This window comes from Neorhizobium puerariae, assembly GCF_042429745.1.
Lineage (GTDB): Bacteria > Pseudomonadota > Alphaproteobacteria > Rhizobiales > Rhizobiaceae > Neorhizobium > Neorhizobium puerariae.
This window is the reverse complement of record NZ_JBHMAA010000013.1, coordinates 219,526-239,985: the sequence shown is the minus strand read 5'-3', so window position 1 is coordinate 239,985 and position 20,460 is coordinate 219,526. Positions and strand designations below refer to the sequence as shown.

Genomic DNA, 20,460 nt, shown 5'->3' with positions numbered 1-20,460 from the left:
TTGATCCGTTCCCACTGATCGTCTCGAAGTGCATCACAATCCATCGCTGATCTCCAAAATCAACGTTGAATCCGATTTGCTCAACTTTGGGAATCCCAATTCCCTAAATCGTCACCACGATCTAGCCTCTGTCCTGACGTCGCATGAAATCCTCGATGCGTGGCTGCGCCGAAACGGGCTTGGCCGGCTGGAATATCTGCATGACGACGAGGCCCGGCGGCAGGCCGTCCTGAACCAGGCGTTCGACGGCTATCACCAGATCGGGCTCAGCCGGATGGCTGAAACGCCGGCCGATGGCGTTGCGGACGCGAATTGCCGTGTTCACGGCATCGCCAATCTCTACCTGGCCGGCAGTTGCCTGTTTCCGACGGGCGGCCATGCCAATCCGACGCTGCCGGCCGTGGCGCTTGCCCTGCGGCTGGCGGAGCATCTCAAGGACGCCGTCGCCGGAACTCCCCGGATTTAGGCTTTCACAAGAACCGGATCATCTTGCCGGCCGCCGCACCGGCAGGCGCCAGAAAGAGGGCCTTTTGCCTTTGACCAGGGACTGGATCGGCCGCTCCAGGCATTCGTAGCCCACAATGCCCGATACGGTGCCGAGCACGATGGCGGCAATGAGAAGCGCCGGGGCGGGGAGCGAAAGCAGGATACCGACCTTCACCACGACGGAGATGATGAAGGTGTGCCAGAGATAGATGGAGTAGGAACTGTCGCCGAGATAGGCGAGCGCGGGAAGGTTCGGCAGTTTTCCTCCGGCCTCGATGGCGAGCGCGCCCAGCACGAGCATCGTCGCCAGGGGACCGCAGGTCCAGGCGTCGAATTCGAGCTTCAGCAGATGGATCGCCGCAAAGCCTGCGACCGAAGCGCATACCAGAAGAAGACCTGACAAGGGGGCGGGCAGGCACCGGTCGCGCCACAGCTTTGCGAGAGCCGCGCCGGCAACGAATTCGAGGATCAGTGGGGCGGTATAAAAACCTGCGATCGGGTTCGCCGGCCGCATCCATGCGCCGGCGGCGACCAGCAGGCAGAACACGGCGGCGAGGGCCGGGAGCCGCGAGGACGGCCTCAGGAACAGGACCAGCGCGAAGACGGCGTAGAAGAAGATTTCGTAATTCAGCGTCCAGCCCTGCACGAGGACAGGCCACAGGTTTCCGCTGCTCGGCGATGCGACGGGCACGAAAAAGAACGAGCCGAGCGTGTGGGCGAGGTCGAGCTTCAAGTTGGGAAAGAGGCCGATGATCGCCCCGGTGATCATGGCGCCGGTTGCGATCCAGTAGACCGGCGCGATGCGCAGAAGGCGGCTGCGCAGGAAAGCGCCGGGGCTGACAGGCCGGTTGTCGCTGATGGCCATCATGATGAAGCCGCTGACCACGAAGAAGATATCGACGCCGGCTGCACCGATCGTGAAGGGCGAACCGACGCGTTCGCCGGCGTGGAAGATCACTACGGCCAATGCGGCAAATGCCCTCAGATACTGGATGGAGTATAGCGTCTGCATTGTCGATGTCCTTCACGCGCTCGAAGCCGTTCGACGTATATCCGGGCGGCATTCACCCCGCCTGCATCCTGTTGGTGCCGGGAACGAGCTGATCGAAATAGGGCAGGTTCACGGGACGTTGCTGCGCGAGCGCCAGCTTGCCGGCCGCGAAATAGAACAGGAACGAGCCGACGTGATATGGATGCATGATGTCGATCTCGACGAAGGAACGGATCAACAGCAGGCTGGCGATGCCGAAGAACAGGAGCGATTCCGGCGTTCTGGCGATGGTGAGCAGGCGTTTGAGATGCCCCACGAGGATCGCCAACAGGATGGAGGAGAGGAGAAGCGTGCCTACCAGGCCGGTCTCCACCATGGTTTCGATATAGGTATTGTGGAAGTGGAAGCCGCTGCGGGCGGTGATGAAGAAATCCTGCCAGAGCCTTTCCGCTTCCGCGAAGCCGGGCACCCAATACCCCTGGTAGCCGATCCCGAACATCGGATGCTCGCGCGCCGCCTCGATGCCCTGCTGCCAGAGATAGGTTCTGCCGGTCAGGGTCGAATCCTTGCCGAAGACCGAGAGGATCGCGTCCATCGCACCGAATTGCAGCGCGCCGATGCCGGCGATCCCCGCAAGGACGAGAGCCGCCGCAAAGAACAGGCGCCGGTTCTGCGGCGTCAGGAACATGATCGCCTGCATGCCGATGCAGAGGGCCACGACGCCGAGTGTCGTGATGACGGAGGTCGCCGATTGCGAGGCGGCAAGCGAATAGGCCGAAAGCAGGCCGACCACGCCGGAGGCGACCAGCCATGGGCCGCGCCCCCGGAAGATCATCACCGTCGCATAGGAGAAGAAGACGCCAAGCGAGGCATAGAAGCCGAGCTGGTTTTTCGATGAAAAGGCGCCGACGAAACTGTAGGTGCCGTCCATCGCATCGTAGAGATAGGTGCCGAAAAGCAGGGAATACACCAGCACAACTGCGACGCCCGCGATCGCGCCCCGGGTCAGGGTTCGTGCGCTCACCGCGCGCATCGCTATGAGGGCGCAGACGATATGCGTCAGATACTGGATCGCCGTGCGCAGCGACGTGCCGAAGGCGGGTGACCAGAATGCCGACAGGAAGCAGAACAGCGCAAAGCCGAAGATCCAGAGATATTTCAGATAATTGCCCAATGCCCGCCGATAGTCGACGAGCACGAGCAGAAACCAGACTCCGTAATAGGCGAGGATCGAAATCTGCCCGAACCGGCTCGAATAGGCGAAGACGAACAGCGACAGCGCGACCGCGGCCACGCCATAGACTTCGTTGCGGGCCGGATCGATGAGGGCGGATTTGGCGATCCTCATGCGGGCCTCACTGCATCAGAAGCTCGGAGCTGACCTTGATGACATCGCCGGGCAGGAGCCTGTCGTTTTCGTTCACGGCGATTTCCTTCGGCCCCTGGCCCACGTCGCGCACGACGACGTATTTGATCGTCGCAGCCTTGCCCGACGGATCGAATTTCAGCGCCTCGGCCGATTGCGCCAGCGCTTCGGACATCAGTTCGCGGCTCGTGCCGAGCTGCAGCGCAAGCTTTTCGAGTTCGGCCTCCGTGTCCTGAAGCTCCTTGGCGCGCTGCGCTTCCCAATCGTTGCGGAGGTTGATCTCGTCCTGGTTGGCCTTGTTGATATCCTGCTTGGCGCGGAGGGCTGCGGTATCCGTATCGAGCATGTTCGATTCGAGATCGGCGGCCCGTTCTTCCGAGGTCAGGCGCCGGCTCGCCGTCGCCAGACCCTGTTCGGTCAGGCGCGCCATCTTGTCGCGATCCTCGCTGACGAGCTGCAACTGGCGTTTCTGTGTTTCGGACTTCTGGCTAAGCGACCGGACTTCGGTTTCCAGAAGGTCGCGAAGATCGGTCAGCGCCTTCAACTGAAGCTCGTAACGTTCCCGCCGCGATTTCATGAGCGATGCTTCGCTTGCGATCAGCTGGTCGGCGTTGGCGACCTTCTCAAGCTCCGGCGGTATTTTCAGCTCGGGAGCGTCGGCGACTTCCGCAAGCAGCCTGGCGCGGCGCGCGAAAAGGCGGCTTTGTTCGGAATTGTAGACGGCCGCGTCGCCGCGGGCATTGATGAAGTCACGGGCGAAACGCTGCCCGGCGTCGGACCGGCGAAGACCGCCGGCAAGGCTGACGGCCTTCAGGACCGTCAGATTGGGCGCATAGGGATATTCGCCTGGCGTATGCACGTCGCCGGCGACGAAAACCGGGCGGAACTGGGCGATTTCCACCGATGCGGACGGCAGGTTGCGCAGCGCGAACTTGCTGCGCAGTTCCTCGCCGATGGCGGCCGCCACGTCGGCGGTGGATTTGCCTGCTGCCGGCAGGTCACCGATGAAGGGCAGTGATAGTGAGCCGGTCGGACCGACGGTATAGTCGCCGCTCACCGCATCCCAGTCGCGGACGGTGCCTTCCGCCGGCTGCCACTCGGCGACCCGGATGCGCAGCTTGTCCATGACGCCGAGGCGGTAGCCGGTATCGTCGGCAGAGGCGGGTGCGGCCAGCGCGGAAAGCACTGCGCCGGCCAGAAAGCATAAAACACGCAAGCTCCTTGCGGAGGCGGTTCGTATCTGCATGGATTTTTCCCTCAAGTGGCGTGGAGAGGTCGTTTCCACGCGCAGGGTCCGTATTTGCGAAACCGACCTCAGCCGAGACCGATCGGGTTCCGAGGCAGGAGAGGACGAACGATCAGTAGCTGCCGCGTGCGAGGCAAACGGCCGGAATCGTTTTCGCGATGATCGCGAAGTCGCCGATCAGCGACCAGTTCTGGACATACTGGGTGTCGAACGCGATGCGGGTTTCGTAGGAAACGTCATTGCGGCCGCTGATCTGCCAGAGACCCGTGAGACCCGGGCGCGTACGCAGATAATAGGCGGCAAAGCTGTCGTAGAGGTTCAGTTCCTCGTCGACGACAGGCCTCGGGCCGACCACGCTCATCTCGCCCCGCAGGATGTTGAAGAGCTGGGGGAGCTCGTCCAGGCTGAGCTTGCGCAAGACGGTGCCGACGACCGTCACGCGCGGATCGGCCTTCAGTTTGCGCGTCGCGCGCCATTCTTCCGCGGCGTGCGGATTGGCATTCAGGTAATTCCGCAGGACTTCGTCGCCATTCACGGCCATCGTGCGAAATTTCAGGCATTTGAACGAACGGCCATTGTGGCCGATCCGGCGGTGCCCGTAGAAAACCGGGCCGTTGTCGGAAAACTTCACCAGGGCCGCGATCATCAGGAAGATCGGGCTGAAAAGGATCAGAGCGAGGGTGGCGGCGGTGAGGTCGAAGCTACGTTTCGCCAAGCCGCCTGTCGGCAGAGCCATGTCGGCTTGGTCAGTTGTTGGAAACGGCGAACCTGCCGAACGTGTCGCTGACTTCATAGAGTGAACTCCACTTAGGTTTTGCGATAGTCGGTGCCATTACGGCGCGTCATTCGGGACCTATGGGATAATAAGTCTGTGTTCGGAATTTGATGCGAGTCAAATTTTCTGCGCGGGAGGTTCCGGTGGAGGATTGACGCGGGGAGAGCGACGGGAGAGGGGGCTCGCTAAACTTGGCCGGCGTCTGTTGATATTTTTTGGAATACTACAAACGTAATGTAAATTTTCCCTCCGGCGAATAGTTTTCTACAGGCCCTGGTTGTCTGTCGCCATTTCTCTTTTCCCCTCTCCAGCTATACTCGGTCGGGCTTCCTTGAGGCTGGGACCAAAGTAGCTTGCGGCTAGGACCAAAGGCCCGGCCGTGTTGCGCCGCAATACAATGTTGCGTCGCAAAAATCGCCGGTGCGCGCTCTTAAGCTTTGTAACAAAAGTTGATCGGAAAACTGGCCCCTTTGCGAGGCCTGACCCAAGGATTGTTCCAACTGGTTCGAATTCGGGCGGAAATACGGCAAAAATGCGGCCATGGTCTTGTGGTATAGGGGTATAGAGAGGTATGATCGACAATATTTCGACGGAACTGATGGAACCTTACGAAAGTTTCACCAACAGCCTGCCATAATCCAGATAGGAAAACTTGAAACCTCTCCGGCAGGCTCATATGGTTGTCTTGTTGGGAGAGGAGCCGAAAGACTCATGAACTGAACAAGTCTAGGTTCGGGAGGAAGGATTATGTACGCACCGCGCGTCTTTGTCAGCATGACAGGGGTTCTGATCGCCTTTGCGGTGTCTGCGTACTTTATGAGCGGCTCGTTTTATACGGCGCTTATACAGACGCTCATCTGTGCCGTGCTTTTGCAGGTCGGTTACTTCATCGGCGTTCTCTATCTGGTGCGCCGCGAAAAGAAGCTTCGCGATGAGGGCATTCCGGCAGAGGCGGCCGCAGCCAAGAGTTCGAAGGACATCGGCCGGAGAGACGGCCTGCGCGCCGATGCCGCTCCGAACCTTCCCGCCGGAGATACCTGAGCGCGGTTCCGATTTTTTTCCGCAGATTTCACACGAGGGCCATTTTCCTGCGTCCATAGTTGCCGCATCCGATGAAGCATGGAGAGGGCTATGGCTGAAACCGCTCACCAGACGATCTGCGTCATCATCGCGGCCAGGAATGCCGCCGAGACGATCGGAATGGCGATCCGGTCGGCGTTGAGCGAGGCGCATGTCAGCGAGGTCGTGGTGGTCGACGACGGTTCCACCGACGAAACCGCCGCGGTGGCCCGCCAGGCCGATGACGGTTCAGGCCGCCTCGCCGTGGTTTCGTTCGAAAAGAACCGCGGCCCCTCCGCAGCCCGCAACCACGCGATCGCCATATCGAAAGCGCCGCTGATCGCGATCCTCGATGCGGACGATTTCTTCTTTCCCGGCCGTTTCGCGCCCATGCTGGCGGAGGATGGCTGGGAACTGATCGCCGACAATATCGCCTTCATCCACGAGCCGTCGGCCACCGTTCGCCCGGAGCGGTTCGAGGTCAGGGCACGCACCATGCCGCTCATCGAATTCGTCGAGGGCAACATCTCGAAACGGGGATTGAAGCGCGGCGAGACCGGCTTCCTGAAGCCGGTGATCCGGCGGGATTTCCTGGACGCGCACGGGCTGCGCTACAACGAGGCGATGCGGCTTGGAGAGGATTATGACTTCTACGTCCGGGCCCTCGTCAAAGGCGCCCGTTACAAGGTGATCGAGCATTGCGGATATGGTGCGGTCGTGCGGCAGGATTCGCTGAGCGGGCGGCATCGCACCGAGGATCTGCGCCAGCTCTATCTGGCGGACGAAGCGATCCTTGCCGATCCGGCGCTTGCCCAGGCCGTCCGCGCCGCCATCCGGCACCATCGCGACCATGCGCGGGGCAAATACGAGCTGCGCGCCTTCCTCGACGCCAAATCGCAGGGAGGGAAGTCTGCGGCGATCCGCCATGCGCTTGCGCGCCCGCAGGCGCTGCCGGCCGTGGCGGCCGGCATCTTCCTCGACAAGCTCGATCTCATGCGCGCAAAATCGTCCCCGGCGGCGATCGAGGTCCCCGGGATGCGTTATCTCCTGCCGGGCATTCCCGCCGTTCAGAAATAGTCGCGGCGAATTCCTTCCAGCATGGCGCGGAACCGTTCCTTGCGCTCTTCCAGAACGTCGTTCGGGCTCAGGCGCGGTTCGGCGCGGCTTGCCTGCCACAAGGCCAGCACCGAGGGCGCCGCCAGGAACTGTTTCGCCATGCCGCGCAGTCCGGTCTGGGAAGGGGAGGTGCGGGTCATGACGTCGTCGCCATGGACTTCCGGCGCCGCCTCCTGCGCTGGCTGCTGGCCATCGAAGCGCATGCCCCAGAAGCGCGACCGTTTCGCGACGGCTTCGGCGCGGGTCGATACCGGCACATAACGGGGTTCGTAGGTCGTGCCCACCGAGCTTGCCCAGTCGTTCCATTTGAAATTGTTGATGGAACGGGAAGTGCTCACGGCGATCCAGGGCACGCGGAATGCATCCGCCAGGATCGCGCCATGCATGGATTCGGCGACGATCAGCTCCGATTGCGCGATGTGGCGAATGACGGATTTCGCTTCGCCGCGCGGATCGAGATAGGTGAGGCCGACCGGCTCGCAGACCGCCGCCCACATGCCGAATTCGGCTGATTCCCAATGGGGAACGAAGGTCTTCCTGTGGATTTTCGGCAGGTTCCGGAATTCCGGCATGTCGGCAATCATCGCCGCCGGGTCGGTGATCGCCTTTTCGGGAGGAAGGCCGAGCTTTTCGGCGGTCAGCGGCCCGCGGACCGCACGGACATCCCATTCCGACGCGTCTCTGACGTCCGGCGGCGCGCCGTAACCATATCCGCTGCCGATGACGAGCTTTTTCTGTCCTGCCGGAAGCAGGACGGGGTTGAGGACCGTGCCGACGCCCACCAGCAGAATTTCCGGATGGACCTCCCTGAAGCCGGGCAGCAGGGCGTCCCAGAGCCAGAGATTGAGATCGTCACCGAAATTGCCGTGATGCGATTCCCAGTAGTACGCTTTCATGCGGGCCTCCGTGGGATGAGGAATTGAAAATACCGTGCGAAATTCATCGGGCGCTGCGTCCGAGCTTGCCGGTGCCGAGTTCGAACGCGGCCCGCAGCAGGCCGGGGTCGCGCATCACCCAGCGGGCCAGCAGGCCGAAATCCGGGGCTTCGCGTCTCTTCACGCGCCCTGCCTGGCTCCACAACGCCTGCCGGCGGGCGGTGTTCTTGTAGGAGGCGATCGACGCGACATCGCTCGGCCGGGCGCGAAAGCGCTGTTCCAGCGTGTCCAGCGCCACCCAGGTGTTGAACTGCTGGCGCAGGAACTGGGGCGACCGGTTGTCGATGCTGTGGAAGATGTTGAGGCCCATGCCGCGGGCCGCGCCCGGCTCGTCGCAAAGCAGCGTCCGCTTCGACTTGAGGATGCAGTCGCAGAAGAACAGCACGTCCTCGGCGGCCAGCCTCAGGGAGGGTTCGAAACGGATCGTCTCAAAGACGGGGCGCGCGATCACCATGCAGGAAAGGTGCAGGAAGCTCCAGTTCTTCAGCATCACGCTGGCGAGATCCGGCATCTCGATGACGAGAGGCGTCTCGGAAAGCCGCGTGCCGCCTTCCGCCTGCTCGAGTTCCGCCATGCCGAAGTGGTAGTAGAACTCGTCGCTCGCCTGCATGGAGGCCCAATAGCACTCCGCATCGAACCGTGTCATGCTGTCATGCGCGTTCCGCAGGTGATCCGGCAGCCAGATATCGTCTGAATCGAGAAGGGCGGCGAATCGCGTCGCGGAGGGCACGTTGTCGAGGCCGGTATTGCGTGCGGCTCCCGGTCCGCCATTCTTCTGGCGGATCACGCTGATGCGAGATTTCCAAGTTTCGTCAATATCTTGAAGCTCGATATCGGCGGGGAGGGGTGACTCGTCGTCGACGACGACTATATCGAAGTCCTGGTAGCTCTGACTGAAGATCGATTTCAGTGCCCGGCGCAATATGCCGGCTTCTTTTTGGTAAAATGGGATAACAACTGTGAACGTCGCCATGTTTTTGCCCCTGCTTCTTCCAAGAATTGCAAACCGCTGACTTTCGTCGGGCTCCGGGTTTAGGCGGCAGCTCGCTGCCGTATTCTAACTGACCTCCAGCAACGGGATTTGACATATGGCCCCAACCCAAGGCGTGAAGACGATCACGACGAATGTCGGCTGGAGCGTGCTATCAAAGACCGCCACATTCGGGCTGAAATTTGTCACGGTCCCCATTCTGGCAAGACTGCTGACGCCAGAAGATTTCGGATCGGTGGCCGTGGCGCTCACCATCGTGCAGTTCCTGGCGATGATCGGCGGCGCCGGCCTGACCTCCGCCCTGGTGGTCGATCGCGAGGGCGACATGGCCACCGTTCACACGGTTTTCTGGGCCAATCTGGGCATGGCCTGCCTGATGGCGCTGGCGATTTTCCTTGGCGCGACGGACCTTGCGATCCTGATGGGAGCGCCGGGAAGCGCAGGCTTGCTGAAGATCATGGCGCTGCTCATCCCGCTCCAGCTTGCGGGCGACGTGGCCTATTCGCTGCTTGCCCGGCAGATGAATTTCAGCAAGGACGCGGTGCTGAGCACGATCTCCGAATCGGCCGCCGCGCTGATTGCCGTCGGTCTTGCCTTCTTCGGTTTCGGCGTGTGGGCGCTGGTCTTCCAGCTCTTTTCCGCCGCGCTGATCCGCCTTGTCGGACTCTATGCGGTCGTAGGCTACATGCCGCGGCTGGTGATGAGGCCGCGCAGGCTCGTGCCGCTGTTGTCGTTCACCACGGGCCTCATGGGCTCCGAAATCGCGAATTTCGTCACCTTTCAAGCTCCCATGGTGGTCATCGCGCGGTTGCTCGGCCTGGCGGATGCCGGCGCCTATTCGGCCGCCAACCGTTTCGCGAGCATTCCGAACCAGGTCGTCCTCTCCGCGGTCATGGGCGTGCTCTTTCCCGCCTTCAGCCTGATGGGCGACGACCGCAAACGCCGTTCCGATGCGCTGATGCTGAGCACGCAGGTGATGACGGCCGTCCTCGCGCCGGCGATGTTCGGCCTGTGGGCGATCGCGGAACCGGCCATGCTGGTGCTGTTCGGGCCGCAATGGGCCTATGCCTGGCCGGTGCTCGGCCTGCTCGCCCTTTCGAAGGCGATCGTGACGCCCTGCAGCACCTTCATCCCCTATCTCAAGGGGACAGGGCATGGCCGGGTGCTCTTCTGGTCGGCCGTGCTGAGGGCCATCGCGACAACGGCGGCAATCGCCATCGCCGCTTATTACGGCACCCTGGTGGATGCGATGGTCGCGCTCTGCGTCGTGAACGCCATTACGCTGATCGGTTATTCCTGGGCGGTGTTCCGGGTGGACAACATTCCTTTCCTCCAGGGGCTTCTCACCAGCAGCCGGTCGATGATCACCGCCTTTGTCATGGCTCTCGGCGTGCGCGCCTTCCTGCATTTCTTCGCGGACCGGTTAACAAACCCCTATCTGGAAGTGCTGGCCGGCGGGGCGGTTGGGGCGGCCATCTATGCGCTGCTCTTCCTGCTGACGGAACGCTCGCTGCTTCGGAAAATCGTCGAGCTTGTCCGGCGTCGGGGAATGCGTGACGCGGCTTCCGTCCCCTCTGCCTGAATGTGTCGCGGATTTGCCCCAATTCTGCCACATTCTGGCGAGGCCCGGGATGGTCAACGGTAACGAGGTACAGGTTCGGCCATACCCCTGCCGCCGCCGGAAAAGATTTTTTCGGCGTGCTGCAGTGCAGCATTTGGGAGCGAAAAATTCTCCTGAACACCTTGGGAATCATAAATTCGTGTGGGCGGCGTGATCGGCCGGGAGGGTGGATGGCAGAGGGGCGGTCGATCTGTCATCCATCAACTTTTTGCTGCGTCGCCACATTTTGCTCCAAACTCGGCATGATCCTTTCGATGACTGCGGGCTCAAGTCTGCTCTGATTGAAATGGCGGTGAGGGGAGGCACTGCTCAAAAGGGGTGACTCGTTTGACTGTTGATCAGAACATCTCCTCCCGTATCAATTTGATGCGCATACTACTGATCTCCGGCATTGTCTTCGTGCATGTGCCGCATGATCCCGAGACAAGCCCTTTCCTGGGGCTGAACGGTTTATTCGACTGGCTGCGCGTCTTCCTGGGCGACAGTCTGTTTCGTATCGGCGTCCCGTGCCTGAGTGCGATTTCGGGCTACCTGCTGTTCCAGCGGGGTTGGGACGCGTTCGATTATGCCAGGACGCTTCGCTCCAAGGCGAAGACGGTGCTGCTGCCTTTCCTGCTGTGGAATTGCGGCCTGCTGGCGGTCGTCCTGGTCAGCCAGCGCTTCGGCGTCGGCGTCGGCTATTTTCCGGACCTCTGGAACGCCTCGACGCGGGAGTTCCTGAGCTACGCCTTCGCGACGGAAGGACTGCCGGTCGATATCCCGCTCTACTTCCTGCGCGACCTGGTCGTCTGCATCATCCTGTCGCCGGTCCTCGCCTTTCTGGTGCGTCGCTACGCGGCGCTGACGCTCGCCATTCTCTTCGTCCTTGCGATCCTGCCGGATCTGACGCTCGGCATCGTGCTCAAGAAGTCGATCCTTTTCAGCTTCACGCTCGGTATATTCCTTGCGCTCAACCGGCAGGACCTCAAGGCGCTCGACCGGTTCGCCGCCGCCGGAACGGTTGGGATGCTCGCGGCCGCCGTGCTGCTGTCGGTCGGTCTTTATCGCACAGGCCCCAATTTCCCATGGGGGCTCGATCTTGCGCGCAACGCGCTCTCCATCCTCGGGGCCGGGGGATTCTGGCTGCTGTCGGCGTTCGTCATCCGCCTGCGCATCGGGCAGCGGCTTGCCGCCACCGGCAGCCTGAGCTTCTGGATCTTCTGCGCCCATTATCCGCTGCTCGTCCTGATGTGGATGGTCTGGAACCGCATGGCCGGCGAGGGGCAATATCCGCTTTTCTACATCGGCTCGGTCGTCGCCAGCTTTGTCATCCTCACGGCTTCCAATCTTCTCGTCTCCCGCAGGATGCCGGCCTTCTACGAGGTGCTGACGGGCAGCCGCGGCCGGAAGGCAAAGCTTTCGGCCGCTGCAAAATCCTATTCCTCCGCCGGATCTGCCAGCAACGGCAAACCGGCAATGACGCAACAGCAGAGGTGAAACGCGATGGCGAAAGCCGGACAGATTCAGCGAACCTGCCAGGTCATCACCGCAGCAGCGGTGTTGGGACTGCTTTCCTCCGCCGCCGGAGCCCAGCAGGGCGCCGCAGGCAAATCCTTCGTCGAAGATTTCGACAGCCTCGACCGTTCGTTCTGGTACGTTTCCGATGGCTGGAACAATGGCAAACACCAGAATTGCACCTGGTCGAAGAACCAGGTGAGCGTCGAGGGCGGCGTGCTGCGGCTGGAGTTCGCCGAGCGCAAGGCCGGCGACCGCGACTATGCCTGCGGCGAGATCCAGACCAAGGCGCGCTTCGGCTACGGCACCTACGAGGTGCGCATGAAGGCTGCAACCGGTTCGGGGCTCAATTCGGCGTTCTTCAGCTATATCGGCCCGACCGACAAGAAGCCGCATGACGAGATCGATTTCGAGATTCTCGGCAAGAATGCCGGCGAGGTCCAGGTCAACCAGTATATCGGCGGCAGGGGGGGCAACGAGAAGCTGGTTCCCGTGGCCGGCGGTGCGGACCAGGGCTTCAACGACTACGCCTTCATCTGGGAAGAGAACCGCATCCGCTATTTCGTGAACGGCAAGCTCGTTCACGAGGTGACGGACAAGTCGAAGATACCGTCGAACCCCCAGAAGATATTCCTCAGCCTCTGGGGTACGGACACATTGAAGAACTGGATGGGCGCCTTCTCCTACGACCGGCCCACCACCATGACGATCGACCGCATCGCCTTCACGGCGATGGGTGAAGACTGCCGTTTTCCCCAATCCGTGCTCTGCACGCTCGACTGAGGCGCTTCGGCGGCTCGTCGCCCGACGATGTTTTTGAGGGCCGGAAGGCTTGAAAAAGGAGTTGGACGATCTTGACCTTGAATGTTCTCTATCTCGCTCACGATCTCGCCGACGCGGCGATCCGGCGACGCGTGCTGACCCTGAAAGCGGGCGGCGCAGGCGTCACCGTAGCGGGGTTCAAGCGAGGCGCGAATGTGCTGGCCGACGAGCATGACGTGACGACGACCGTGCTCGGCAGGACGGCCGACGCCCGCTTCGCGCAGCGTATCGGCGCGGTGGTCGGCGCCCGCATGACGTTGAGGCGCAGGCTCGCCGCCATCAGGAGGCCGGATGTCATCATCGCCCGCAACCTGGAAACGCTGGCGCTTGCCGGGCAGGCCGCCTCGCTGTTCGGCGGCGATATCCCCGTCGTCTACGAATGCCTCGACATTCACCGGCTCTTGCTGGACGAAGGCGTCAAAGGCCGGCTGATGCGGCAGGCCCAGCGCTATTTCGGCAGCCGGGCCAGCCTGCTGATCACCAGTTCTCCGGCCTTCGTGGAGAATTTCTTCAAGCCGCGGTCGGGTCTCGACATGCCGGTCCTGCTCCTGGAGAACAAGGTTCTGGCCTTGAAACCGGAACTGGTCTCCACGTTTCCCGCGCCGCGGCCGCCGAAAGCGGACAGGCCCTGGCGGATCGGCTGGTTCGGTGCGATCCGCTGCCGCAAATCGCTCGATATCCTGACGGAATTCGCGGCGCGCATGGACGGCAAGGTCGAGATCGTCCTGCGCGGAAGACCTGCCCACAGCGAATTCGACGATTTCCATGCGACGGTGAACACGGCTCCGCATGTGGAATTCCACGGCGCCTATCGCAATCCGGAAGACCTCGCGGCGATCTATCAGGACGTGCATTTCACCTGGGCGATCGATTTCTTCGAGGAAGGGCTCAATTCGAGCTGGCTGCTGCCGAATCGTCTCTATGAAGGCGGTCTCCATGGCGCCGTGCCGATCGCGCTCTCGGGAACGGAAACCGGCCGGTTCGTCGGCAACCGCGACATCGGCGTGACGATCGATAGCGCCATGCCGGAAACACTCGCGGCGCTGTTCGACGGCATGACCGAAGCACGTTATGACGACCTTGCTTCGCGCCTGGCCGGTGTCGAACGAAACCAATGGGTTACCGGCCCTGCGGAATGCCGCGCCCTTGTCGCCCGGCTTGCCGCCCTGCGCCCCAGCGTTTCTTCGCCGGCGGATGTGCCGGCCGTTTCAACCGTGCAGTCCTGAGGTGGAGTATGGTTTTGCGTTCTCACTCCTATACCGGAATTTCCAGCGTCCGCTTGCTTCTCGTGATCCCCTGCCTGAACGAGGCGGTGACGATCGATCCGCTGCTGCGCAAGCTCGACGAACAGCGCGGCGACATGGACATGCTGATCGTCGTGGCCGATGGCGGGAGCAAGGACGGCACGCCCGAGATCGTCCGGGGCCTCGTTTCGGAAATCCCCGACATCGTGCTTCTTGAAAACCCCAAACGCATCCAGAGCGCCGCGATCAACCTGGCGGTGAAGTGCCTGGGAAAGGACCGCGACTATCTGATCCGCATCGACGCGCACGGAGACTATCCGGACGACTATTGCCGGACGCTGCTGCAGGAAGCGCTTGATATGGAAGCGGATTCCGTCGTGGTGGGGATGGAGACGGTCGGGTTCGGAACCTTCCAGAAGGCGACGGCCGTGGCGCAGAATTCCAAGCTCGGCAACGGCGGCTCCAAGCACCGGGCCGGGGGCGGCGGCGAGTGGGTCGATCACGGTCACCATGCGCTGATGCGGATCGAGGCCTTCCGTGCCGTCGGCGGCTATGACGAGAACTTCAGCCACAACGAAGACGCCGAACTCGATTTCAGGCTGCGTGCCGCCGGTTTCCGCATCTGGATGACGGGCCGGACCTATATGACCTATTATCCGCGCTCGAGCGCGCTTGCGCTCTTCCGGCAATATCTCGCCTATGGGCGCGGCCGGGCGCAGAACCTCATCAAGCATCGCTCCGTCCCGAAGCTCAGGCAGGCGATCCCGCTCGCGGTGGCGCCGGTCGTCGCCGGGGCGTTGCTGGCCTTGCTCTACTGGTGGGCGGCCGTGCCGCTCGTGGTCTGGGCCGCCGCCTGCTTCGGTTACGGCTTCTGGATGGCCGTAGGGCAGAAGAACCCTTACGGCCCGCTTGCCTCGCTCTCGGCCATGATCATGCATTTCGCATGGTCGGCCGGTTTCTGGCTGGAGCTTGCCGGCATTCGTTCGCGGAGGGCCACATGATGACGGAGAAGGACCGGCCGATCCGCATCGATATCGGCATCTGCACCTATCGGCGGCCGGAGCTGCGGGCGACGCTCGAATCCCTCTTCGCGCTCGCCGTTCCGGCGGGTGCCGCGTTGCGCCTCATCGTCGCCGACAATGACGCAGGCCCGAGCGCCCGCGCGCTGGTGGACGGCCTGCGCGGGCAGTCGCCATTCCCGATCAGCTACGTCCATTGCCCGAAATCGAATATCTCGATTGCCCGCAATGCCTGCCTGGCCGAATGCGATGCGGATTATCTCGCCTTCATCGATGATGACGAAACGGCCCGGCCGCAATGGCTGGCCGAGCTTCTGAACGTGGCGAGCCTGACCCGGGCCGACGCGATTCTCGGTCCCGTGCGGGCAATCTACGGTGTCCGGAGCGCGGCATGGATGCGCAACGGTGATTTCCATTCCACCATGCCCGTCTGGGTCGGCGCGCGGATCAGGACGGGTTACACCTGCAATGTCCTGCTCGACATGCGCTCGCCTGCCGTCGCCGGCCGCCGGTTCGCGCTTTCGCTCGGCCAGAGCGGCGGCGAGGATACGCATTTCTTCACCGAGCTCACCGAGGCCGGCGGGCGCATCGAGTTTGCCCCGAACGCGGTGGTCGAGGAGATCGTGCCGGAAAAGCGGGCGAGTTTTTCCTGGCTTGCCAAACGGCGTTTCCGCTCGGGCCAGACGCATGGACGGATCGTCGCCTCCCGCAATCCTGGATTGGGGCGACTGAAGCAGACCGGACTTGCCGGAATGAAATTCGCCTATTGCGCGGCGCTCACGGCCGCGACGTTTCTTTCCCCGGTTACCCGCAATCGCTACGCCCTTCGCGCGGCGCTGCATGCCGGCGCCGTTTCCGGCACCCTCGGCATGCGCGAAATCCGGCAATACGGGGTCGCCGAGGCCATATGAGCACGCTCGATCACCGACCCGACGTCAGTTTCGTCATCGCCGCCTACAATGCCGGGGAGACGATCGGACGCGCCGTTGCAAGCGCGCTCGCCCAGACCGGCGTGACCATGGAAATCGTCATTATCGACGATTGCTCGACCGACGGGACGCGCGAACTGGTGCGCTCCTACGCCGAAGCGGACGAACGTGTCCGGCTGATCGCCCGGGAAAAGAACGGCGGGCCGGCCGCCGCCCGCAATGCGGGTCTTGAAGCGGCCCGGGGCCGGTGGATCGCCATTCTCGATTCCGACGACACGATCCATCCGGCGCGGCTTCTGACGATGCTGGACAGCGCCAAGGCCTCCGAGGCCCAGATCGTGGTCGACAATATCGACGTCATCCCGCTCGAAGGTGGAAGTCCGCAGACGATGTTTCCGGTGGAGGAACTGAAGCGACGGCCTGTCATGACGCTTGCCGATTTCATCGGCTCGAACGTGATCTTCCAGTCCACCTTCAACTTCGGCTACATGAAACCGGTCTTCGACCGGGAATTCCTCATGCGGCACCAATTGCGTTTCGACGAGACGCTGAGGGTAGGGGAGGATTACCTGCTGCTCGCCTCGGCCCTTGCAAGCGGCGGCCGCTGCGCGGTCGTGCCCGAAACCGGCTACGTCTACCATCTTCGGAAGGGCTCCATCTCCCGGGTCCTGGAACAGTACCATCTCGATGCGATGCTGGCATCGGACCGGGGTTTCCTCGCCCGTTATGCCCTCGACGCGGAGGCCATGGCCGCGCAGCGGCGGCGCACCCGCAGCATCATGGAGGCGAGCGCATTCCTGACGCTCGTCGAGGAGATCAAGAAAGGCTCCGTCGGAGGCTTTCTGAAAACGGCGATCGAAAATCCGCGTGCGCTGATGCATCTGCGTATGCCGATCGCTGTCCGCATGCGCCGGCTGGCGAAGGCTTTCCGGCGTCAACTGAAATCCGATCGGATAGGGCGGGGGCGCCCCCCGGAAAGGACGAAGGAATGGATATGAAAAGACCAGTTCGAAAGGCGGTGATCCCCGTCGCAGGCAACGGCACTCGGTTCCTGCCGGCAACCAAGGCGATGCCCAAGGAGATGCTGACGATCGTCGATCGTCCCGTCGTGCAATATGCCGTCGATGAAGCCATGCAGGCGGGAATCGAGAACATCATTTTCGTAACCAGCCGCAACAAGACGGCGATCGAGGATTATTTCGACAGCGCGCCGGAACTGATCGCGACGCTGACGCGTTCCGGCAAATCGGTCCAGGTCACCCAGCTCGAAAAGATGCTGCCGGTTGCCGGCACCGTCAGTTACACGCGCCAGCAGGCGCCCCTCGGGCTCGGCCACGCGGTCTGGTGCGCCCGGGAACTGGTTGGCAACGAGCCCTTCGCGCTCCTGTTGCCGGACATGGTCTCCTACGGGTCCCAGGGCTGCATGGCGGGCCTGATGGAGCTTTACGAAGAAGTCGGCGGCAATGTCTTCGCTGTGGAGGAATGTGCGCCGGAAGAAACCTCCAGCTACGGTATCGTGGGAGTGGGCCATGCGGTGCGGCACGGCTTCGAAGTGACCGGAATGATCGAGAAACCGAAACCGTCCGAGGCACCGTCCAATTATTACCTGAATGGCCGTTATATTCTGCAGCCTGAAATCTTCGAGCTTCTGGCGAGCCAGGAGCGCGGCGCCGGAAACGAGATCCAGCTGACCGACAGCATGCACAGGCTCGCCAAGGTCCAGCCGTTCCATGCGCATCCCTACAAGGGACGCACGTTCGATTGCGGCAGCAAGCGCGGCTTCATCGAGGCCAATGTGGCTTTTGCCCTGTTGCGCGCCGACATGGGAGCAGACCTTCACGTCTCCATCAAGGAACTGCTGATGTCGCACGAGACACGGGTTCAGGCCGCGTAACGCACTTCAAAATCAATTATGGCGGATGGCGGAACGCCTGCCATCCGTCACACCAACGCTCCGGAAAGCGGGCCCCATGGATCAGGTAAATTTTCGACCGAGAACGATATTCCCCGGCGAGACGCGCGACAACGACACGTTCATCGATCTGGACAAGCTCTGGGCAGCGGCTGTCCGCCGTTCGGGCGTGATCGCAGTCTGCCTTGTCGCCACCATCGCCCTTGCGGGGCTTTATCTCGTCACCGCACAGCCGATCTACACGGCCATGACGCAGATTCTCATCGACGAGAATCTCTCCCGCTACGCCGAAGACGACAAGGACAGCCAGACCGCCCAGCAGATCGACAATCGCATGTCGAGCGCGGTGGAAATCCTGAAATCGAAGGCGCTGGCCCTGCGCGTCGTGGACAAGGCGAGGCTCGATCAGAACGAGATGATCGTCAATCCGCCGCGTTCACCGGTCGATCTCGCCAAGGGCGTCGTTCGCAGCGTCGTCTCCCTGGTGACGCCCGGCAGCCCGCCGCCATCGGAGGAGCTTGCCCGCATGGGACGGCGGGAGAAGGCGGCGGCGATGCTGCAGCAGTCGCTGACCGTCGAGCGCACCGGCAGGAGTTCGGTGATCGCGCTCTCGTTCCGCTCGCCCGATCCCCAGCTTTCGGCATCGGTGGCCCGGACTTACGCGGACTCCTACCTGACCGACCAGCTCAACGCCAATTTCGATGCGTCGGAGAGGGCTTCGCTCTGGCTGCAGGAACGGCTCAACGATCTCAACACCCGGTCGCAGCAGGCCTCGCTGGCCGTCGAACAATACAAGGTCGAGCACAACCTCGTCTCGCCGCGTGGCGAACTGCTTTCCGCCCAGCAGCTTTCCGACCTCAACAGCCAGCTGATCGTCGCGCAGGCGGACGCCGCGACGGCTTCGGCCCGCTACAACCAGTACAAGGCGATTGTCGACAAGGGGGCGGACGCCGCCGTCCAGAACGCCGTCGTTTCGGCGCGCGACACCGACAACACCGTCATCCAGGATCTGCGCAAGCGCTATATCGCGATCAACGACCGGGAGCAGGGAATCATCCAGCAGTTCGGAGCCGATCATCCCCAGGCGATCGCCCTCAAGGGCGAGAAGAATGACGTCGCGCAGCAGATCTACCGCGAGCTGCAGCAATTGACCGGCAGTTTCCGCAACGAGTTCGAGGTGGCGAGTTCGCGCGAGAAATCGCTCCGCGACAGCATCGAACGGGTTGCCGGTCGCGATTCCCAGGCCAATGTCTCCATGGTTCAGCTTCGCGAGCTGGAGCAGCGGGCGACCGCGCTGAAGGCGCTCTACGAATCCTATCTCGGCCGTTTCGAGGAGGCGACGCAGCGTCAGTCCTTCCCGATCGCCAAGGCGCGGGTGATCTCGGATGCCGGCGTTCCCACCGCACCGTCAAGCCCGCGCAAGACGCTGGCCATGGCTCTTTCCGTCGTGCTCGGCCTGATGATCGGGGGGGCGGTGGCAACCCTGCTCGAATTCCGGGAGCGTTTCTTCCGCACCGGCGAAGACGTGCAGGAAAAGCTGGGCATGCGTTTCCTCGGTTACCTGCCGAAGATCAGCGGTGCGCTGGCCGAAGACGGCCCGCCGCCTCCGGCTGCGACGCCTGCCCCGGTGGCGGAAGCGGAGACGGCCAGCCCGCCGCCGGGCAATCCCATCTCCTTCCGGCGGCTGATGCGCGTTGCCGTGGAAGCGCCCCGCTCGCAGTTCGCCGAAACGCTCCGCAATGCGAAGCTTGCCTGCGATATCATGCTGCAGGAGCGGAAATGCCGGGTGATCGGCGTGGTATCCTGCCTGCCGGGCGAAGGGAAATCCATGGTCGCGGCCAATTTCGCCGGGCTGATCGCTTCGACCGGCGTGCGCACGCTGGTGATCGACGCCGACCTGCGCAATCCCGGCCTGAGCCGCATGCTCGGCAGCGAGCCCGAAATCGGTCTCGTGGAAGTCCTTCTCCAGAAGACGTCCTGGACCAATGCCGCACGCGTCGACCGCCGCTCGCGGCTGACGATCCTGCCGATGACCATGCGCAGCCGCAACCTCGCCCATACGAGCGAATTGCTGGCTTCCTCCAGCATGAGCCAGTTCCTCGAGAGCATCAAGGAGACGTTCGACGTCATCGTCGTCGACCTGGCGCCGCTGATTCCCGTCATCGACGCCAAGGCTTTCGAACCCTATGTCGACGGCTTCATCTTCGTGACGGAATGGGGTGTGACACCGGCAAAGGCCGTGCAGTCCGTGCTGCGCTCGGAACCGCAGATCGCGTCGAAGACGGTCGGCGTCATCCTCAACAAGACGGAGATGTCCGACCTGCACAAATATGCCGATCCCGGCGCACCGGAACGGCTGCGCAGCAGCTATCTCTCCTACTATAAGGAAGGTTCGGCCTCGGCGTCGCGATGAGACGGGAAGAGGTATTGCGGCCGTCCCGTTCCATATCCGGC

18 protein-coding genes are annotated in these 20,460 nt (G+C 62.5%); 12 read left to right on the top strand and 6 right to left on the bottom strand.

Features of this window, described 5'->3' with window-relative positions:
- The first annotated feature begins 76 nt into the window (after nucleotides 1–76).
- Nucleotides 77–466 (top strand): GMC family oxidoreductase, encoded by a 390-nt coding sequence (locus ACFFP0_RS11920; protein ID WP_377260687.1) that lies wholly within the window; start codon nucleotides 77–79, stop codon nucleotides 464–466.
- A gap of 18 nt (nucleotides 467–484) precedes the next feature.
- Here the strand turns inward: ACFFP0_RS11920 and ACFFP0_RS11915 are convergent, their stop codons facing one another.
- The 4 genes from ACFFP0_RS11915 to ACFFP0_RS11900 form a co-directional block, all read right to left on the bottom strand.
- On the bottom strand, nucleotides 485–1,498 hold the full coding sequence (locus ACFFP0_RS11915; RefSeq protein WP_377260685.1) for an acyltransferase family protein: 1,014 nt from the start codon (nucleotides 1,496–1,498) through the stop codon (nucleotides 485–487).
- Between the two features lie 52 nt (nucleotides 1,499–1,550).
- Entirely contained in the window at nucleotides 1,551–2,825 is a 1,275-nt protein-coding gene (locus ACFFP0_RS11910) for an O-antigen ligase family protein (protein WP_377260683.1), read from the bottom strand.
- Between the two features lie 7 nt (nucleotides 2,826–2,832).
- Nucleotides 2,833–4,089, bottom strand: coding sequence for a polysaccharide biosynthesis/export family protein (locus ACFFP0_RS11905; RefSeq protein WP_377260681.1), 1,257 nt, complete (start codon nucleotides 4,087–4,089; stop codon nucleotides 2,833–2,835).
- 112 nt (nucleotides 4,090–4,201) lie between these two features.
- Nucleotides 4,202–4,882 carry a sugar transferase gene (locus ACFFP0_RS11900; protein WP_377260678.1) on the bottom strand — a complete coding sequence of 227 codons (681 nt, stop codon included), beginning with the start codon at nucleotides 4,880–4,882 and terminating at the stop codon, nucleotides 4,202–4,204.
- 729 nt (nucleotides 4,883–5,611) lie between these two features.
- Between ACFFP0_RS11900 and ACFFP0_RS11895 the strand changes: the two genes are divergently transcribed.
- A complete protein-coding gene (locus tag ACFFP0_RS11895) occupies nucleotides 5,612–5,905 on the top strand; it encodes an exopolysaccharide production repressor protein (RefSeq protein WP_377260676.1) in 294 nt (97 codons plus the stop codon).
- 90 nt (nucleotides 5,906–5,995) lie between these two features.
- Entirely contained in the window at nucleotides 5,996–7,000 is a 1,005-nt protein-coding gene (locus ACFFP0_RS11890) for a glycosyltransferase family 2 protein (RefSeq protein WP_377260673.1), read from the top strand.
- Here ACFFP0_RS11890 and ACFFP0_RS11885 read toward each other — a convergent pair.
- Both ACFFP0_RS11885 and ACFFP0_RS11880 read right to left on the bottom strand, forming a co-directional pair.
- On the bottom strand, nucleotides 6,991–7,935 hold the full coding sequence (locus ACFFP0_RS11885) for a polysaccharide pyruvyl transferase family protein (RefSeq protein ID WP_377260671.1): 945 nt from the start codon (nucleotides 7,933–7,935) through the stop codon (nucleotides 6,991–6,993). The two genes, ACFFP0_RS11890 and ACFFP0_RS11885, sit on opposite strands and share 10 nt — an antisense overlap.
- A 43-nt stretch (nucleotides 7,936–7,978) precedes the next feature.
- Entirely contained in the window at nucleotides 7,979–8,947 is a 969-nt protein-coding gene (locus ACFFP0_RS11880; protein ID WP_377260669.1) for a glycosyltransferase family 2 protein, read from the bottom strand.
- 115 nt (nucleotides 8,948–9,062) lie between these two features.
- Between ACFFP0_RS11880 and ACFFP0_RS11875 the strand changes: the two genes are divergently transcribed.
- From ACFFP0_RS11875 to ACFFP0_RS11835, 9 genes are all read left to right on the top strand, one after another.
- A complete protein-coding gene (locus ACFFP0_RS11875) occupies nucleotides 9,063–10,547 on the top strand; it encodes a lipopolysaccharide biosynthesis protein (RefSeq protein ID WP_377260667.1) in 1,485 nt (494 codons plus the stop codon).
- A 366-nt stretch (nucleotides 10,548–10,913) separates the two neighbouring features.
- Nucleotides 10,914–12,062 carry an acyltransferase family protein gene (locus tag ACFFP0_RS11870; RefSeq protein WP_377260665.1) on the top strand — a complete coding sequence of 383 codons (1,149 nt, stop codon included), beginning with the start codon at nucleotides 10,914–10,916 and terminating at the stop codon, nucleotides 12,060–12,062.
- A gap of 6 nt (nucleotides 12,063–12,068) precedes the next feature.
- The gene (gene exoK / locus ACFFP0_RS11865) at nucleotides 12,069–12,863 is read left to right on the top strand and encodes an endo-1,3-1,4-beta-glycanase ExoK (RefSeq protein WP_377260663.1); all 795 of its coding nucleotides are present in this window, start codon (nucleotides 12,069–12,071) and stop codon (nucleotides 12,861–12,863) included.
- Nucleotides 12,864–12,934: 71 nt separating this feature from the next.
- Nucleotides 12,935–14,128: a glycosyltransferase gene (locus ACFFP0_RS11860; protein ID WP_377260660.1), complete on the top strand. Its 1,194-nt coding sequence runs from the start codon at nucleotides 12,935–12,937 to the stop codon at nucleotides 14,126–14,128.
- An 8-nt stretch (nucleotides 14,129–14,136) separates the two neighbouring features.
- Nucleotides 14,137–15,147, top strand: a complete 1,011-nt coding sequence (locus ACFFP0_RS11855) for a glycosyltransferase family 2 protein (protein WP_377260658.1) — start codon at nucleotides 14,137–14,139, stop codon at nucleotides 15,145–15,147.
- Nucleotides 15,147–16,076, top strand: coding sequence for a glycosyltransferase family 2 protein (locus tag ACFFP0_RS11850; RefSeq protein WP_377260710.1), 930 nt, complete (start codon nucleotides 15,147–15,149; stop codon nucleotides 16,074–16,076). The genes ACFFP0_RS11855 and ACFFP0_RS11850 overlap by 1 nt, the downstream gene beginning before the upstream one ends.
- Complete coding sequence (locus ACFFP0_RS11845; RefSeq protein ID WP_377260655.1) at nucleotides 16,073–17,092, top strand: glycosyltransferase family 2 protein; 1,020 nt, start codon at nucleotides 16,073–16,075, stop codon at nucleotides 17,090–17,092. The genes ACFFP0_RS11850 and ACFFP0_RS11845 overlap by 4 nt, the downstream gene beginning before the upstream one ends.
- The gene (locus ACFFP0_RS11840) at nucleotides 17,083–17,988 is read left to right on the top strand and encodes a UTP--glucose-1-phosphate uridylyltransferase (protein WP_377260652.1); all 906 of its coding nucleotides are present in this window, start codon (nucleotides 17,083–17,085) and stop codon (nucleotides 17,986–17,988) included. Before ACFFP0_RS11845 ends, ACFFP0_RS11840 begins: the two co-directional genes overlap by 10 nt.
- Before the next feature lie 76 nt (nucleotides 17,989–18,064).
- Nucleotides 18,065–20,419 carry a polysaccharide biosynthesis tyrosine autokinase gene (locus ACFFP0_RS11835; protein ID WP_377260649.1) on the top strand — a complete coding sequence of 785 codons (2,355 nt, stop codon included), beginning with the start codon at nucleotides 18,065–18,067 and terminating at the stop codon, nucleotides 20,417–20,419.
- The last annotated feature ends 41 nt before the right edge of the window (nucleotides 20,420–20,460 follow it).